The following is a 15,079-nucleotide window of genomic DNA, read 5'->3' on the forward strand; positions in this document are numbered from 1 at the left end:
ATCCGATGCAATTATCCGTCCTCGCGCTGGCCCTGCCGCTGGCCGCCCTCACCACCTCCACCGCCCTGGCCCAGCAGGCCGACACGCCTCCGCCCACCCCGGCTCCGGCTGCCGCGCCCGCCCCACTGGTTGCCCCGGCCCTCACGGCTCCACCCGCCACGCTGTTTAAGCTCGGCCTCGACGCGCCCCGGCTCTGGCTGGGCTACTGGGGGGTGGGCGTGCCGCTGTACGCCGGCGTGGAGCGGCAGCTGGGCCGGCATTTCTCCCTGACGGGCGACGTCAACGTGGGCGTGGGCTTCGGCGGGGGCCGGCGCGGGCCGGAGCTGCAGCGGTTCGGGGGTGCCCTCGGCACGCGCTACTACTACGGCCAAGCCCGCCGCCTGCGCAAGGGCAAGTCGGTAGCGGCCCTGAGCGGCACCTACCTGCAGCTGCAGGTGGCCAGCGAGTTTGAGGGCCGGCTGCTCTACGATTACCCTTACAACCAGCGCCTGTACCGCCACACGCCCAGCCTGGAGTTGCTCTGGGGCTACCAGCGCCGCCTCGGCCGCTACGGCTTTATGGACGTCGGGGCGGGGCTGAAGCTCTGGCGCACCGACAGCTACCTCTACAACGGCGGCACCATCGAAGCTACCCGGCCCCTAAAGCTGGAGCCGACGCTGCGGGCCCGTATCGGCCTGGCGTTTTAGGGCGACTTTGCGGGCAATTGCCGGTCAGCCGCCAGCCGAGAAGGTGGCCAGCTTGCGGCGGCGGCTGAGAGCAGGCGGCGGCTGGTATAATTTGCAGGGCGGATTGGCGTTTAGGAGGCCGTTCCGCCCTCATTTATTTTACCAATGCGCTTTTTTATCCTTCCCGCGGCAGCCCTGACGCTGCTTACTGTTTCTCCCGCCCAGGCCCAGCAGGTCGACGTTCCGCCAGCCACCCCGCCCTCTGCTCCTACCCCGGCCGCTGCGCCGACCGCGCCGGCCCCACCCGCCACACTCTTTAAGCTGGGCGCCGACGCTTCCCGCATCGAAATCGGCGTCTGGGGCGTGACGCTGCCTTTTTACAGCGGCGTGGAGCGGCAGTTGGGCCAGCACTGGTCCTTCACCGCCGATGTGAGCCCCAGCGTCAGCTTCGCCGGCCGCCGCGCCGGGGGCGTGCAGCTAAACCGGCTGGGCGCGGCGCTGGGCGGGCGCTACTACTATAGCCAGGCCCGCCGCCAGCGCAAGGGCAAGCCGGTGCAGGCCCTCGGCGGCACCTACCTGCAGCTGCAGTACCACAGCGAATTCACCGGCTACTACGGCAACTATTACTACTACGGGCCCATCAACGACCGGCTGCAGTACCGCCACGCGCCGGGCGTGCAGGCGCTGTGGGGCTACCAGCGGCGGCTGGGCCAGCGCGGCTTCTGCGACCTGGGCGCCGGCCTGCGCCTGCACCGCTCCGACGACTTCTATTACGAAGGCGTGTACTTCGTCGAGAATTCCAGGCTGTCCGTGGGCCCAACCTTTCGAGTCCGCATCGGGCTGGCGTTTTAGAGCCGTTTCGCAGGCTACGCCCCTGATTCGCCGGCCAGCAACGCACGTTCCGGTGGCACGGCCGGGCTTCTCCGCGGCCGGCTGTGACTGGTAATCATTTAGGAAGGCGGAACAGCGTTTAGAAGACCATTCTGCCCTTATTCACTTATTCTCAATGCGCTTTTTAATTCCTCTCGCGGCCTCGGCGCTGCTTTCCATCTCTCCCGCCCAAGCCCAGTCGGCTACTACTCCGCCGGCTATTCCGGCGCCGCTCCCCGTTGCTGCGTCAGCCGCCCCAGCCCCGCCCGCCACGCTATTCAAGCTGGGGGCCGATGTGTTTCGCGTCGGCTTCGGCGGCGGGCGCCTGGTGCTGCCCTTCTACGGCGGCGCGGAGCGGCAGCTGGCTCGTCACTGGTCATTGACCGCCGACCTGGGCTCCGACATCAGCTGGGGTTCCCGCTACGCCCGGGGCCTGGAGCTGGAGCGCCTCAGCCTGGCGCTGGGGGCGCGCTATTACTACAGCCAGGGCCGGCGGCAGCGCAAGGGCAAGCTCGTGCGCACCCTCGGCGGCACTTACCTGCAGCTGCAGTATCGCAGCGGCCTCAGCGGCTACTTCGACAACTATTACTACGGCCCGTACTACAACTACGACCGCCTGACGTACCGCCACGTGCCCGGCCTGGAGGTGCTGTGGGGCTACCAGCGCCGCCTGGGCCGCCACGGCTTCTGCGACCTAGGCGCCGGCGTAGGCGCGCGCTACGACGACAAAATCTACGGCGAAGGCCTGCGCTTCCCCGACGATACGTACTGGGCCCTGACGCCGACCCTTCGGGCCCGCGTCGGCGTGGCGTTTTAGCCCAGCAGCTCAGGCCCGGCTACACCGCGGCCCCGGCTTTCCCGCTCAGGCAGGGAAAGGCCGGGGCCGCGGCGTAATTATCTGAGGCCTAATCAGAACAGCTTACCCTGTACCGGCTGCACCAGCAGCTGCGGCTGGGGCAATTCGCGGCCAGTGAGCTTGCCCAGGCGCTGCAGGAAGTACTGGGCCCAGGTGGGAGCGTCATTTACGTCGCGCTGGTGGATGAAGAAATATACCTCGTGCAGCCCCTGCTGCAGCCACTGGGCCAGGCGCTCGGCCCAGGCGTCGGCGCGCAGGTAGTCGGTGCGGTGCAGGGCGTGGCCGTTGAAGCGGATAAAGGCCGTAGGCGTGGTCAGGCGCTGGTGCAGCACGTCGCGGCGGCCGGCCACGTCGCTGAGCACCCAGGTTTTGCCCAGGGCTTCGAGCAGGGCGCCGGTTTCGGCCAGCAGCCCGGGGTCGTGGTACCAGGCGGGGTGGCGCAGCTCCACGGCCAGGGGCAGGTGCTGGGGCCAGTCGAGCAGGTAGCGCTCCAGGCGCGGCAGCTGGGGCGGGGCGAAGTTGGGGCCCAGCTGCAAAAAGGCCATGCCGAGCTGCTCCCCGAGGTTTTCGAGGGCCCGGCAGAAGCTATTGGTCAGGTCGTCGGCGCGGTACAGCTCCCGGTCGTGGCTGATGCTCTGGGGCACCTTGGGGCAGAAGCGGAAGTCGGCGGGCACGGCCGCGCGCCAGCGGCGCACCATCTCCGCATCCGGAATGCGGTAGTGCGTCACGTTGACTTCCAAGGAGTTGAACTGCCGACCGTAATAGCTCAGCTGCTGGTCTTCGCGCAGGCCCAGCGGGTACCAGCTGCCCAGCCAGGCCTTGTTGGTCCAGGTGGGGCAGCCGACCCAGATATTGGCCGGGGCCGAAAGGGGCGCGGCGCGGGCCAGCAGCGGGGCGGTGTCGGGGTGGTCGGCGGGCAGCTTGAAGTCGATGCCGCGCACGTCCGGAAGTCGGCCAAAATCCATGCTGCAAACCTACGCAAACGCCGCGGGGGCGGCTGCTAGTTCCATAAGCAATTTTCGGCAGACTGCCAACCGGCTTTTGGACTAATACCAGCCCCCGGACCAGAATTTTTTTCCGCGCCGGATAATCTCATTTCCCGGCGGCAAACCAATTGGTCTATATAGAATCCAAAATCACCCTAAGGGAAACACAATCATTGATTTTGGCACTCTGGTCGAGTTCGGACTAATGCAAATTTTCTTCACAAAGCACAATTTTAAAAATATTTCATAGCTTATCCGCCGGGTGCATTTGGATTGTATTAGAATGAGGCTAATAGTTTTGGCTCATTCACCCTAGCAGAGAATGAATGAAGTCTAACCAACGACAGAACCTCTCCGGCTGGCTGATGACGTGGCTCACGGCCCTGTTGCTGGTCGCCACCTCGCTGTCCTCCTTCGCCGACGATACGCCCAACGCCACCACCGCCAAAAGCGCCGTGCTGCGGGGCCGCGCCTCCTGGTACGGGCGCGAACATCAGGGTCACCGCACCAGCAACGGGAGCCGGTTCGACCGCAACAAATACACCTGCGCGCACAAAACGCTGCCCTTCGGCACCCGTCTGCGCGTGACCAACCCCGCCAACGGCAAGGCCGTGGTGGTGGAAGTAACCGACCGCGGCCCCTACCGCCACCAGCGCATCCTGGACCTAGCCGAAGTAGCCGCCCGCCCGCTCGACATCGTGCGCCTGGGCGCCGTGGGCGTAGTGGCCGAAGTAGTGCCCAACGACACCCCGCTGGGCCCGGTGGACGGCGTAGTGACCGTGCCCGAGCCGGAAAGCACCGACATTGCCGTAACCGACGCCACGCCCGAGCCGCCCGCCACCTACGTGGTGCAGGCCGGCACCTTCGGGGAACTGCGCAACGCCGAAGCCCTGATGGCCCAGATCAAAGCCCTCGACGCGCAGCTGCCCGTGGCCGTGCGCCAGGACAACGTGAACGGCCGCCCGCTGAACCGCGTCATCGTGGGCCAGCGCATGCCCCGGGCCGTGGCCGACGACCTGTGGCAGCGCCTGCAGAACCGCGGCATCAACGGCCTGGTACGCCAGGCCGAAAATCTATAGCCCCCGCCCGAAAGCCCGGAACCGTTGCGCGGCCTCAGCCAACGCGCATCCGCCTCCACCCTACTACCCTGATTCCAAGCAAGCTTGCGGAACCGCCCCGGATATGGTTTATCCGGGGCGGTTTACTTTTGCAACGAACCGACCGTTTCGGGGCTCTGTCTGGTACCACCGCCCCGACCTGCTACTGTTTTTTTCATCGCGCGTGCCGCATTGTTTTCTGGCAATGAAAGCCCTCGGCCTAGCTGCTACTACGGCCCCCGCCCAAACGGCGCGGGCCGCCGGGTACCTGAACCTGTTCGTTTCGAAGCCGAGCTACAGCGGTGCCGACGGCGCCGGCCATTCCTTCCACGCCGTGGAGTTGCAGCTCGGTTTCCCGGCGCGGCGGCCCGCGCGCTAAGCCCAGGCGGCCGAATAAAGACCGCGCTGCGCCGTTACTGACTGACCAATTGTTTCTATTCCACTTTCCTGCATGAGAAAAACCCTGTTACTACTAGCGGCCCTAGGCGCCGCCCTGCCCACGCTGGCCCAGACGGAGCGTGGCACCACCCTGCTCGGGCTGACGGGCGGCAGCCTGGAGTTCAGCCGCCGCGACTCGTACCGCAACACGTCCATTGCCCTGCACCCCACGCTGGGCCGCTTCCTGGCCGACAACTTGGTGCTGGGCGCCGCCGTCGACCTGGAGTACTACCGCTTCCGCTCGGGCTCCAACGCCTTCCAGCGGGCATTTGGCTACGGCATTTCGCCCTTTGTCCGCTACTACGTGGTGGGCCAGGGCCGGCACCAGGTGTTTGCCGAAGTCGGCTCCAACCTGACCTGGTACAAGGTCCGCAACGAGAACGTACCCCCGTTTGGCTCTACGAGCCGCTACACCAGCCGCGTGCTGGGCTACCACGGGGCCCTGGGCTACAACTTCTTCCTGACGCCCACGGCGGCCCTGGAGGCCTCGGCCGGCTACCGCCGCTACGGCAAGGATGACGTCAGCAACCGCCGCGGTGAGCTGGATGTGCGCCTGGGGTTCAGCATGTTCCTGCCCGCCAAGGCGGCCAACTAAGAGCGGCCGGCACCGGCCTTATTTCCAACGCTTTGTATTCTTTCCATGCGTAAGCTTCTTCTCGTACTACTGGCCGGCGGCCTGGCCCTGCCCACCCTGGCCCAAACGGAGCGCGGCTCCAAGCTCATCGGCGTGACGGTGGGCAACGTGCGCTACACCACCTACAACTACAACGAACGTAAGGAGTATTCGGCCCGGCTGACGCCCAGCGTGGGCTGGTTTGTGGCCGACAACCTGCTGCTGGGCGCGGGCCTGAACCTCGGCTACGAAGGTTACCGCTCCGAGCAGCAAGCCCTGAATTACGCCTTTAGCGTCCGGTCGCGCGACTTGGGCGTGGGGCTGCAGCCGCAGCTGCGCTACTACCTGCCTGCCGGCAGCAAGCACCGCCTGTTCGGCCACCTGTCGGGCGGGCTGACGCGCTACTGGAGCCGCCTGGAAATAACTGAAAATCAGACTCCCAGTACCACCAGAAGCAAGTACACCGAACGTTTCATCTACGGGGGCTTGGGCTACAACTACTTCCTCTCGCCCAACGTGGCCCTGGAAGCCCTGGCCGGCTACCGGCGCACCAACGACCTGGAGCTGTCGACGGTGCCGGCCGGCGCGGTGAGCGTGCAGCTGGGCCTGAGCGTGTTTCTGCCCGCGAATACGGCCGCCACGTCGGCGCCCTGACCCAGCCCTGCCCCACCGGGCCGTACGCGCCGCGCCAGCCACCCCGGTTTGCGCGGCGCGTTTTTTTGTCGGATGTTGGGGCTTTCTACCCGTTCTATGCTGCGCTACCTCCGGGCCGCCCTGGCTCTGCTGACCACCGGCACCCTGGTGTGGGTGCTCAATACCAACCACACCGTCCAGCTCGATTCCACCAAGGACCCGCTGGCCCTGCCCGCGTTCGGCAAGTTCCTGAGTCCGTTCGTGGGCTTCTGGCGCAACGCGGAGGCCGAGGGCGACTTTGCCGCCGAGCAGACGCTGCGCCTGCCCGGCCTGCAGCAGCCCGTGACGGTGCGCTTCGACGACCACCGGGTGCCGCACGTCTTCGCCCAGAACGACCACGACCTGTACCTGGCCCAGGGCTACCTCACGGCCCGGGACCGGCTCTGGCAGATGGAGTTTCAGACCCACGTGGCGGCCGGGCGCATCTCGGAAATCGTGGGGGCGCGGGCCGTGGAGTACGACCGGTTTCAGCGCCGCATGGGCCTGCCCTACGGGGCCGAGAAGTCGGTGCAGGTGATGCTGGCCGACCCGACGACGCGCACCGTGCTGGAAGCCTATACGGCCGGCGTCAATGCCTACATCAGTGAGCTGAGCCCGCGCGAGTACCCGATGGAGTACAAGCTGCTCAACTACGCCCCCGAGCCCTGGCAGCCGGTGAAGTGCGCCCTGCTGCTGCAGCTGATGGCCTACGATTTGAGCGGCCGCTCCGACGATTTGCGCATGTCCAACATTCTGGGCAAGTACGGCCCGGCCGTGGTGCGCGACCTGTTTCCGGACTACCCCGCGCTGGAAAGCCCCATCGTGCCCACCGGCACCAAGCTCGATTACAAGCCCGTGCCGGTGCCGCCGGTGCCCGCCGCCTTTGCCGCCGCGGCTTCGGATAAAGTGCCCCGCCACGAGCCCGACCCCGAGCTGGGCTCCAACAACTTCGCCGTGGCCGGCAGCCGCTCGGCCTCGGGCCTGCCCATCCTGGCCAACGACCCGCACCTGCAGCTGAATCTGCCCAGCATCTGGTACCAGATGCAGCTGGTGGCCCCGGGCGTGAACGTGTACGGCGTGAGCATTCCGGGCGCGCCCACCATCATCATCGGCTTCAACCAGGACGTGGCCTGGGGCGTGACCAACGTGGGCGGCGACGTGCTCGACTGGTACCAGCTCAAGTTCCGGGACGCCCGCCAGCGCGAGTATTGGCACGACGGGCAGTGGAAGCCGGTGCGCCGGGTGGTGGAGCGCATCCGGGTGCAGGGCGGGGCCGACGTGGTGGATACGGTGCTGTATACCCACCACGGCCCGGTGGTGTACGACCAGGACCAGAAGCCCTTCCGCGACGCGACGCCCATCCGGCACGCGCTGCGCTGGACGGCCCACGAAGCCGGCAACGAAATCATGGCCTTTTACCGGCTGAACCGCGCCCGGCAGTATGCCGATTACACCGCGGCGCTGGGCTTCTACACCAAGCCGGCCCAGAACTTCATCTTCGCCTCCCGGCAAAACGACGTGGCTATCTGGCCCAACGGCCGCTTCCCGCTGAAGTGGAAGAATCAGGGCAAGTTCATCCTCGACGGCACCAACCCGCAGCACGACTGGCAGGGCTGGATTCCGCAGGCGCAGAACCCGCACGCGCTGAACCCGGCGCGGGGCTTCGTGTCGTCGGCCAACCAGTTTCCGGCCGGGCCGGAGTACCCCTACTACCTGGGCTGGGAGTTTGCCACCTCCGAGCGGGGCCGGCGCATCAACGAGCGGCTGGGCCGGATGCGCGCCGCCACCCCCGACTCCCTGCGCCTGCTGCAGAACGACAACCTGAACCTGAACGCCCAGTTGATGCTGCCGCGCCTGCTGGCCCTGGTGCCGCCCCAGCAGCTCAGCCCGGCCCAGCGCCGCGCCTACGAGGAGCTGCGCCAGTGGAACTGCTATTACGACGCGCAGGCCGTCGGCGCCAGCATCTTCGACTTGTGGTACACCCAGCTGGTGCAGCGCCTCTGGGACGACGATTTCGAGCGGAAGGACATGCGCTACCCGGCCCGCGACCGGACCAACCAGCTGCTGCTGCGCCAGGATACCTCGCGCTGGATTGACGACCGGCGCACGCCCGAGCGCGAAACGCTGCCGCAGCTGGCCCTGGAGTCGCTGCGCTTCGCCACCGACTCACTCACGCGCAAATTCGGGCCGCTGGGGCCGAAATGGGCCTGGGCCAACCAGAAGAGCACCGACATCATGCACCTGGCCCGCCTCGCCGGCTTCGGGCACATGGATGTGGACTGCGGCGGCGGGGCGGCCATCGTCAATGCCACCTCGGAGCGCAACGGGCCGAGCTGGCGCATGGTGGTGGCCCTGGGGCCGCAGCCGCGGGCCTACGGCGTGTTTCCGGGCGGGCAGAGCGGCAACCCCGGCTCCCGCTACTACGACGACTTGCTGGAAACCTGGCGGGTGGGCCAGCTCAACGAGCTGATTTACCTGACCTCGGCCGAGCAGGCGCACCCGCGCGTGGGCGCGGCCTGGCAGCTGACGCGGTAGCGGGCAGCAGACCGGCCTGGTGCGTATCTTCGCTTTTCCCTGATTTCGTGTGTTCTTCCGCCGCTCCATGCCTACTGCTATCCGTTTATCCCCGCGCGGGCTGCTGCTCGGCGGCCTGCTGCTGAGCCTGGCCGGCCCGGTGGCCGCCCAGCAAAAACCGGCGGCCAAACCCGCTACGCCCAAGCCGGCGGCCACTCCCCCGCGCATCTACGAATCGTACGAGCTGCAAACGCCGCCGGAGTACGCCGAAGGCCGGTTTGCCCTGCAGCAGTACCTGAAAACCCAGCTGCAGCTGCCCGCCGACGTGAAGGAAAACCGGGTGCGCGGCTCAGTGACGGTGGCCGCCGTGGTGCAGCCCGACGGCCGCCTGACCGACGCCTACATCCTGCGCGGCCTCAGCCCGGAGTGCAACGCCGAGGCCCTGCGGCTGATGAAGGCCATGCCGCGCTGGCGCCCCGCCCGCCGCAACGACGAAGCCGTGGCGGCCCGCATTCAGCAGAGCATCGCGTTCGAGCCGCCGCGCCCGGCCACGGACCATGCCGAGGCGCAGGCCGGCGGCCGCGTGGTGGAAGAGGTGGTCGAGAGCAAAGTGTACACTTACGTGGAGCAGATGCCCCAGCCCATCGGCGGCATGGACTACCTGACCCAGTACATCAACGCCAGCCTGCGCTACCCGGCCGAGGCCGTACAGAAGCAGGTGGAAGGCAAGGTGTTCGTGAACTTCGTGGTGGGGCCGCAGGGCCAGATCAGCAACGCGAAGGTTACCAAGGGCATCGGAGCGGGTTGCGACGAGGAGGCAGTGCGCGTCATCAGCCAAATGCCGGCCTGGGCGCCGGGCAAGCAGAACGGCCGCGCCGTGAGCGTGTCGTACACCCTGCCCGTCACCTTCAGCCTGCAAAGCACGCCCGGGGCTCCGGGCGCGGCCACCCCGCCCCTGCCCACGCTGCCCAAGCCCGAGGACAAAATCTACACCTACGTGGAGCAGATGCCCGCCGTGGCTGGCGCCCCGCAAACCACCATTGCCGCAGCCCTGCAGGCGGCCGTGGTGCTGCCCAAGGAAGTCACGCAGGGCGGCCAGAGCGGCCGCGTGTACCTGAGCTTCGTGGTGAGCCGGGAAGGCAAGGCCGAGGACGCCAAGATTATCCGCCCGCTGTGCCCGGCCTGCGACGCGGCCGCCCTGGCCGCCGTGGAGCGGCTGCCGCTGCTCACGCCCGGCCGGCAAAACGGCCAGCCTGTGCGCGTGCAGCTCACCCAAACCCTGCAGCTGTACGGCCCCAACCACGTGTTTGAGCTGCGCGAAGCCGCCACTCCGGCCGCCTTCACGGGGGGGCCGACGGCCCTGCGCCAGTACCTGACCGACAAGCTGCGCGAGCCGGAAGTGCTGAAAAAGGAAAACCTGCGCGGCGTGGTGGAAGTGCGCTTCGTGGTGCAGGCCGACGGCAAAGTGGGCGCCGCCGAGGTGCTGCGCCCCCTCTGCCGCAGCTGCGACGACGAGGCCCTGCGCCTGGTGCGCGCCATGCCCGCCTGGCAGCCCGCCCGCAACGCCGCGGGCCAGCCCATTGCCGTGCGCCAGAGCGTGGTGGTGACCATGCCCGTGGCCGAAAACGCCCGTAAAGCGGATACTCAGAACTAAGGGCCGCCCCGGCGGGGCCGGCCCGAGCCAACCAGCCCGCCTTTACCCTGCTTTGCTATGCCTCCTACGCCTCGTCCCCGCCAAGAGCCGTCCACCCGCCTCTTTATCTGGCTGTTCGGCGGCCTGCTGGTGCTCCTCACGGGCTACCAGCTGCTGCGCCACCAGCCCCAGCGCTTCGAGCCGCCGCCCAGCTCCACCTCGGCCGAAATCGGCACGGATGCGCCGCCCAGCACCGGCCCGGACCTCGTAGAGGTGCCGCCGCCCGACCGCGCCGGGCCCACGACGGCCGAAACTGGCCCGGACGTTATCGGCCCCTCGCCCTCCGACCTGCCCGACGACGAGAAGGTGTACACTTACGTGGAACAGATGCCCCAGCCGCCCGGCGGCACGGAAGATTTGTTGCAGTACCTCGACCGGAACGTGAAGTACCCGGCGCTGGCCCTGCGCAACCAAGTGGAAGGTAAGGTGTTCGTAAACTTCATCGTGCGCACCGACGGGCAGCTCAGCAACTTCAACATCACCAAGGGCATTGGGGCGGGCTGCGATGAGGAAGCCATCCGGGTGCTGCGGCAGATGCCGCGCTGGTCACCGGGCAAGCAGAACGGGCGCGCCGTCAACGTGTCGTACACCGTGCCGGTGACTTTCGCCGTTCAGTAAGCCATGCCGCCCCTGACCCCGCCCCCACCGCGCCCCTTCCGCCGTTCCGATCAGGTACTGCTCATCGTATTCGGCCTGGCGCTGGTGCTAGTCCTGGCCGGCTTCTTCTGGTGGCAGGCCTCACTGCCCCGGGCGGTGCCCGCCGCCGGTCCGGCCGCCGCCACGCCGACCCGGCGTAGCGACCAAGCTGCGCCGCGCACCGATGATAGTTTGGCCGTGGCGGCCGAAACAGTGTACGCCAACGTGGACCAGATGCCCCAGCCGCCGGGTGGAATGGACGGCCTGACGCAGTACTTGAGCCGCAATATCAAGTATCCGGCGGCAGCGCAGCTGCAAGGCGTACAGGGCCGGATTTACGTCAGCTTCGTGGTGGGCCCGACCGGCGAAATCCGGAATACGCACGTGAGCCGGGGCATTGGCGGCGGCTGCGACGAAGAAGCCCTGCGCGTTATTCGCCAGATGCCAGCCTGGACGCCGGGTCGGCAAGACGGCCGGGCCGTCAGCGTGGCCTACACGGTGCCGGTAACGTTTACCCTGCAATAAACGTCGCCAGCACCGGCAGCTGCCGCCCCCTTTGTTGCTCCGCTCTGACCGTTACCCGTATCTGTCCTGCATGCCCGGCCCGCACTCCTCCCGCCCGTCCGCCGAAACCGACCAGGCGCTTATCTGGCTGTTCGGGCTGGCGCTGGGCCTGCTACTGCTGCTGCGCTGGTGGCCCGAGGAGGAGCCCGCGCCCGATTTTGCCAGCACGTACCCGGAGACATCGACGGTGTACGAGCAGCCCGCCGCCACCTACGAGCCGCCTTCAGCAACTTATGAGCCGACGCCCGCTGACCCAGCCCCGGAACCCGCGCCGCCCTCGCAGGACGAGTGGCAGCAGGGCAACCAGTTTCTGAAAGACGGCCGGGCGGCATCGGACTGGAACGCGCCGGCCGCCGACCCGGCGGCGGAGCGGCTGTTTACCGAAGTGGAGCAGATGCCCGAGCCGCCCGGGGGCGCGGCCGGCCTGGCCGCCTACCTGCGCGACAACGTGAAGTACCCCGCCGAAGCCCGCCACAACGGCGTGAGCGGAAAGGTGCTGGTCACCTTCGTGGTGGGCGCCGACGGGCAGGTACGCGAGGCCCGGGTGCACAAAGGCCTGGGCGCGGGCTGCGACAAAGAAGCCGTGCAGGCCGTCAGCCGTATGCCCGCCTGGACGCCCGGCCGGCAAAACGGCCAGGCCGTGAGCGTGCAGTACACCGTGCCGGTGACGTTTCCACCGAACTGGTAGCCGGGGCCGCCGGGCAATCCGCCACCGCGGTATCCGTTTGATACTGACCATTTCACCGGCCCGCTGTCCTATGCTCAAGGTCCGTATCCTGCGCCTCGCCGTCCTGGCCACCGTGCTGATGGCTACCGGCGCCGCCGCGCAGGCCCAAACGAAGCCCGCCGCCCGCCAGCCAATCCGTCTAAAGCTACCGGCCCCGCCCATCGATACGGCGCGGGTGTACACCTACGTGGAGCAGATGCCCCAGCCGCCCGGCGGCATGGAAGGGCTTATGCAGTACCTGGGCAAAAACGTCAAGCTTCCTCACCACTATACCGACAATACCAAAGTGTACGTCCGTTTCACCGTGCGGGCAGATGGGCGCATCAGCAACGTCCACGTCGCGAAAGAAAACTCTCCCGAGCCCGATCCAAGAATCGAGGCGGAGGCCGTGCGAGTTATTCGCCAAATGCCACCCTGGACACCGGGCCGGCAGGCCGGGCAGCCGGTGAAGGTGGCCTACACGGTACCCATTACCTTCTGCTACGGTTTAAAGTAGCCCGTCTGCTCCCTAACTTACCCCGCTCCTTCGCCCCTACTGCCCATGTCGCGCCACTGGCTCCTGTTCCTACTGATTCTCGTCCTGACCTTCCTGGCCCAGCTCGTGCTCGACTGGTGGAGCGCCGCGCTGGTTCCGCTGCTGCTGGGCGCCGCCCTGGGCCGCCGCGGCGGGCGGGCCTTTCTGGCCGGGGCCGCGGGCGTAGGCCTGGGCTGGCTACTCGCGGCCACCTGGTCGGAGCTGCGCACCGACGGGCTACTCACGCACCGCGTAGCCCAGCTGCTACCCCTGGGCGGCCACGACTGGCTGGTGGTGCTGATAACCACCATCCTCGGCGCCCTCGTCGGCGGTCTGGCTGCCCTCACCGGCTGCTGGCTGCGCCTGGCCGTGCGGCCGGAGAAAGGGTTTGAGGGTAAGGGGGTAAGAGTTTAAGAGTTATCGGGTTTGAGAGCGGGTGAATTGAAGAATAGCCCCCCTCTAACAAAAAGCCCCGGCCGGATTCGGCCGGGGCTTTTTGCTTGTGGCTTGATCAGGCTACGGGTAGCACAGAACTACTCTTTGCCGGTCTAACTTCTAAGTTCAACAACTCCTAAACTCGTACCCTCCAACCCTCACACCCTACTAATAGTACTGCGAGATGAACGCGTAGGCTTCCAGGGTGTACTGGGTGGCCGAGGTGAAGTGGTTGCCGCCCTGAATTGGGCGCAGCTGCACCTGGCTGGCGCCGCGGGCACGCATGGCGTCGTAGGCATCCTGCGAGTTGAAGAAGGGCACGTAGTCGTCGGCGGTGCCGTGGAACAGGGCCAGCGGAGCCACGGGCTTCCAGTCGTAGATGTCGTTGGCCCGGAAGGTTTTGGTCAGCTGCGAATCGGTGCCGCTGAGCACGGCCGTGCGCAGGGCGGGCGTGAATAGCGCCGCGGCCGAAGTGGGCACCGGGCTGAGCGGATTGGCGGTCAGCTGGGTGGCGTAGGGCTCGTTGTAGTAGTACGAAGCCGGGCGGTTCAGGCCGTAGACGCGGTTGTAGGTATCGAGCACCCACACGTAGCTGCTCAGGAAGTTCAGCGGCTGGGTGGAGTTCATGATGTAGCTGGCGAAGGCCGACTTGTGGTAAGCACCGGCGCCCGGGGCGCTGGCCGTTACCGTGAAGCCGCTGCTGACGTCGGTTTCAATGAGCCGGTGCAGGGCCAGCGTGGCGTAGCCGCCCTCGGAGTAGCCCAGCAGGAAAGTCTTGGCATTGAGGGCCTTCTGCTCCTGCTGGCAGAATTCCTTGGCGGCCCGCAGCATGTCGAGCGAAGTGGAAGCCAGCGAGGCGGCGTGCTCGTAGGGGTGCGGCAGGGCTTTGGCAGCGCCGTAGCCGATGTAGTCGGGCGCCGACACGACGTAGCCCGTGGAAGCCAGCACCGACACGGCGGAGTAGATTTCACTGCCCGAGCTGTAGTACGAAGGCGCCTTCCGCTCGTCGGTGGGGCTGATGGTGCCGTGCTGGTAGCTGAGCAGCGGCAGGGCCTGCCCCGCCGGCACGGTGGGCACGATAAGGGCGCCCGAGGCCGTGACGGTCTGCCCGTCGGTGTTCTTGGTCGAGTACGTGAGCTTGTAGACGCGGATGGGGTAGCGAATCAGCGCGGCGGCGAAGGGAATGCCGCTCACGTGGGTAGCCAGCTGCTGCGGGGTGTACTCGCCAATGAGCGTGCTGCCCAGCAGGCGCGTGGTGGAGCTGGATTCAGTGGGGGCCTCCGGCGTTTCGACCGGGGCGGCGCCCTCCTTCTGGCAGCCCAGGCCGGGCGCCACCAGCAGAATGGTACTAAAAAGCCAGGTGAAGCGCTTCAGGCGCACGGAAAGCTTATCGAATAGCACTGCGTCAGCGGGTTAGTGGTGTATAGCCAAACACCAGCGGCGGTAAAAGATTCGCTACGCAGCGCAAATTCCCGCTACGGCTTCGCGCCGCGGTAGTAAAAACGCGCCGTTTTCCCCTCAAACCGGTTCTGCTGCTCCACGCCCGGCCGCAATTGCCCGGAGCCTGGCCCCAATCATGCCGAGCCCGGCTACGATTAGCCAGAGGACAGTCACCACCGTCCGGGGCCCGGCCGGAGTTGTCCGCAGGCTTGCCCCGATGGACCGGAGCCCAGTCCTGCTCAGCCAGAGCTTCGGCTTGCTCGTCCGCAGCCAAGCAGCCGGGCACGAACACGGGAACTGCATCAATCAAAAAGAAAACATTAGTTGCATAACTACAAAATTAGTTATACGTTTAACCA

16 protein-coding genes are annotated in these 15,079 nt (G+C 67.0%); 14 read left to right on the plus strand and 2 right to left on the minus strand.

Going from position 1 to position 15,079, the window contains the following annotated elements; all coding sequences use genetic code 11:
- Positions 1 to 5 precede the first annotated feature (5 nt).
- The 3 genes from EJV47_RS02770 to EJV47_RS02780 all read left to right on the plus strand — a co-directional run bounded on the left by EJV47_RS02770 (position 6) and on the right by EJV47_RS02780 (position 2,352).
- A complete protein-coding gene (locus tag EJV47_RS02770) occupies positions 6 to 686 on the plus strand; it encodes a hypothetical protein (RefSeq protein WP_126691603.1) in 681 nt (226 codons plus the stop codon).
- A 144-nt stretch (positions 687 to 830) separates the two neighbouring features.
- A complete protein-coding gene (locus EJV47_RS02775; protein WP_126691604.1) occupies positions 831 to 1,517 on the plus strand; it encodes a hypothetical protein in 687 nt (228 codons plus the stop codon).
- 154 nt (positions 1,518 to 1,671) lie between these two features.
- Positions 1,672 to 2,352: a hypothetical protein gene (locus EJV47_RS02780; RefSeq protein ID WP_126691605.1), complete on the plus strand. Its 681-nt coding sequence runs from the start codon at positions 1,672 to 1,674 to the stop codon at positions 2,350 to 2,352.
- A gap of 92 nt (positions 2,353 to 2,444) precedes the next feature.
- Here EJV47_RS02780 and EJV47_RS02785 read toward each other — a convergent pair whose 3' ends face one another.
- Positions 2,445 to 3,356, minus strand: a complete 912-nt coding sequence (locus tag EJV47_RS02785; protein WP_126691606.1) for a DUF72 domain-containing protein — start codon at positions 3,354 to 3,356, stop codon at positions 2,445 to 2,447.
- A 347-nt stretch (positions 3,357 to 3,703) separates the two neighbouring features.
- Between EJV47_RS02785 and EJV47_RS27875 the strand changes: the two genes are divergently transcribed.
- The 11 genes from EJV47_RS27875 to EJV47_RS02835 all read left to right on the plus strand — a co-directional run bounded on the left by EJV47_RS27875 (position 3,704) and on the right by EJV47_RS02835 (position 13,259).
- Entirely contained in the window at positions 3,704 to 4,456 is a 753-nt protein-coding gene (locus tag EJV47_RS27875) for a septal ring lytic transglycosylase RlpA family protein (RefSeq protein ID WP_165903591.1), read from the plus strand.
- Between the two features lie 223 nt (positions 4,457 to 4,679).
- Positions 4,680 to 4,853 carry a hypothetical protein gene (locus EJV47_RS27880; protein ID WP_165903592.1) on the plus strand — a complete coding sequence of 58 codons (174 nt, stop codon included), beginning with the start codon at positions 4,680 to 4,682 and terminating at the stop codon, positions 4,851 to 4,853.
- Positions 4,854 to 4,925: 72 nt separating this feature from the next.
- Entirely contained in the window at positions 4,926 to 5,507 is a 582-nt protein-coding gene (locus tag EJV47_RS02795; RefSeq protein ID WP_126691607.1) for a hypothetical protein, read from the plus strand.
- Between the two features lie 45 nt (positions 5,508 to 5,552).
- On the plus strand, positions 5,553 to 6,179 hold the full coding sequence (locus EJV47_RS02800; protein WP_126691608.1) for an outer membrane beta-barrel protein: 627 nt from the start codon (positions 5,553 to 5,555) through the stop codon (positions 6,177 to 6,179).
- Positions 6,180 to 6,275: 96 nt separating this feature from the next.
- Complete coding sequence (locus tag EJV47_RS02805) at positions 6,276 to 8,732, plus strand: penicillin acylase family protein (protein ID WP_126691609.1); 2,457 nt, start codon at positions 6,276 to 6,278, stop codon at positions 8,730 to 8,732.
- Between the two features lie 67 nt (positions 8,733 to 8,799).
- Positions 8,800 to 10,365: a TonB family protein gene (locus EJV47_RS02810; protein ID WP_126691610.1), complete on the plus strand. Its 1,566-nt coding sequence runs from the start codon at positions 8,800 to 8,802 to the stop codon at positions 10,363 to 10,365.
- A gap of 57 nt (positions 10,366 to 10,422) precedes the next feature.
- On the plus strand, positions 10,423 to 11,022 hold the full coding sequence (locus EJV47_RS02815; protein ID WP_126691611.1) for an energy transducer TonB: 600 nt from the start codon (positions 10,423 to 10,425) through the stop codon (positions 11,020 to 11,022).
- 3 nt (positions 11,023 to 11,025) lie between these two features.
- Positions 11,026 to 11,565: an energy transducer TonB gene (locus tag EJV47_RS02820; protein WP_126691612.1), complete on the plus strand. Its 540-nt coding sequence runs from the start codon at positions 11,026 to 11,028 to the stop codon at positions 11,563 to 11,565.
- Positions 11,566 to 11,635: 70 nt separating this feature from the next.
- Complete coding sequence (locus EJV47_RS02825; RefSeq protein ID WP_126691613.1) at positions 11,636 to 12,292, plus strand: energy transducer TonB; 657 nt, start codon at positions 11,636 to 11,638, stop codon at positions 12,290 to 12,292.
- Positions 12,293 to 12,362: 70 nt separating this feature from the next.
- Complete coding sequence (locus tag EJV47_RS02830) at positions 12,363 to 12,827, plus strand: energy transducer TonB (protein WP_126691614.1); 465 nt, start codon at positions 12,363 to 12,365, stop codon at positions 12,825 to 12,827.
- 45 nt (positions 12,828 to 12,872) lie between these two features.
- Positions 12,873 to 13,259 carry a hypothetical protein gene (locus EJV47_RS02835; protein WP_126691615.1) on the plus strand — a complete coding sequence of 129 codons (387 nt, stop codon included), beginning with the start codon at positions 12,873 to 12,875 and terminating at the stop codon, positions 13,257 to 13,259.
- A 189-nt stretch (positions 13,260 to 13,448) separates the two neighbouring features.
- On the opposite strand, the gene EJV47_RS02840 is transcribed toward EJV47_RS02835, so the two are convergent.
- Positions 13,449 to 14,681, minus strand: coding sequence for an alpha/beta hydrolase family protein (locus EJV47_RS02840; protein WP_126691616.1), 1,233 nt, complete (start codon positions 14,679 to 14,681; stop codon positions 13,449 to 13,451).
- Positions 14,682 to 15,079: the final 398 nt, after the last annotated feature.

Source organism: Hymenobacter gummosus, from assembly GCF_003970915.1.
Lineage (GTDB): Bacteria > Bacteroidota > Bacteroidia > Cytophagales > Hymenobacteraceae > Solirubrum > Solirubrum gummosum.

Coding starts and splice junctions, on each gene's coding strand:
- EJV47_RS02810 (WP_126691610.1), top strand. CDS start 8,800: ATGCCTACTGCTATCCGTTTATCCCCGCGCGGGCTGCTGCTCGGCGGC.
- EJV47_RS02785 (WP_126691606.1), bottom strand. CDS start 3,356: ATGGATTTTGGCCGACTTCCGGACGTGCGCGGCATCGACTTCAAGCTG.
- EJV47_RS02835 (WP_126691615.1), top strand. CDS start 12,873: ATGTCGCGCCACTGGCTCCTGTTCCTACTGATTCTCGTCCTGACCTTC.
- EJV47_RS02795 (WP_126691607.1), top strand. CDS start 4,926: ATGAGAAAAACCCTGTTACTACTAGCGGCCCTAGGCGCCGCCCTGCCC.
- EJV47_RS02770 (WP_126691603.1), top strand. CDS start 6: ATGCAATTATCCGTCCTCGCGCTGGCCCTGCCGCTGGCCGCCCTCACC.
- EJV47_RS02815 (WP_126691611.1), top strand. CDS start 10,423: ATGCCTCCTACGCCTCGTCCCCGCCAAGAGCCGTCCACCCGCCTCTTT.
- EJV47_RS27880 (WP_165903592.1), top strand. CDS start 4,680: ATGAAAGCCCTCGGCCTAGCTGCTACTACGGCCCCCGCCCAAACGGCG.
- EJV47_RS02800 (WP_126691608.1), top strand. CDS start 5,553: ATGCGTAAGCTTCTTCTCGTACTACTGGCCGGCGGCCTGGCCCTGCCC.
- EJV47_RS02820 (WP_126691612.1), top strand. CDS start 11,026: ATGCCGCCCCTGACCCCGCCCCCACCGCGCCCCTTCCGCCGTTCCGAT.
- EJV47_RS02775 (WP_126691604.1), top strand. CDS start 831: ATGCGCTTTTTTATCCTTCCCGCGGCAGCCCTGACGCTGCTTACTGTT.
- EJV47_RS02780 (WP_126691605.1), top strand. CDS start 1,672: ATGCGCTTTTTAATTCCTCTCGCGGCCTCGGCGCTGCTTTCCATCTCT.
- EJV47_RS02805 (WP_126691609.1), top strand. CDS start 6,276: ATGCTGCGCTACCTCCGGGCCGCCCTGGCTCTGCTGACCACCGGCACC.
- EJV47_RS02830 (WP_126691614.1), top strand. CDS start 12,363: ATGCTCAAGGTCCGTATCCTGCGCCTCGCCGTCCTGGCCACCGTGCTG.
- EJV47_RS27875 (WP_165903591.1), top strand. CDS start 3,704: ATGAAGTCTAACCAACGACAGAACCTCTCCGGCTGGCTGATGACGTGG.
- EJV47_RS02825 (WP_126691613.1), top strand. CDS start 11,636: ATGCCCGGCCCGCACTCCTCCCGCCCGTCCGCCGAAACCGACCAGGCG.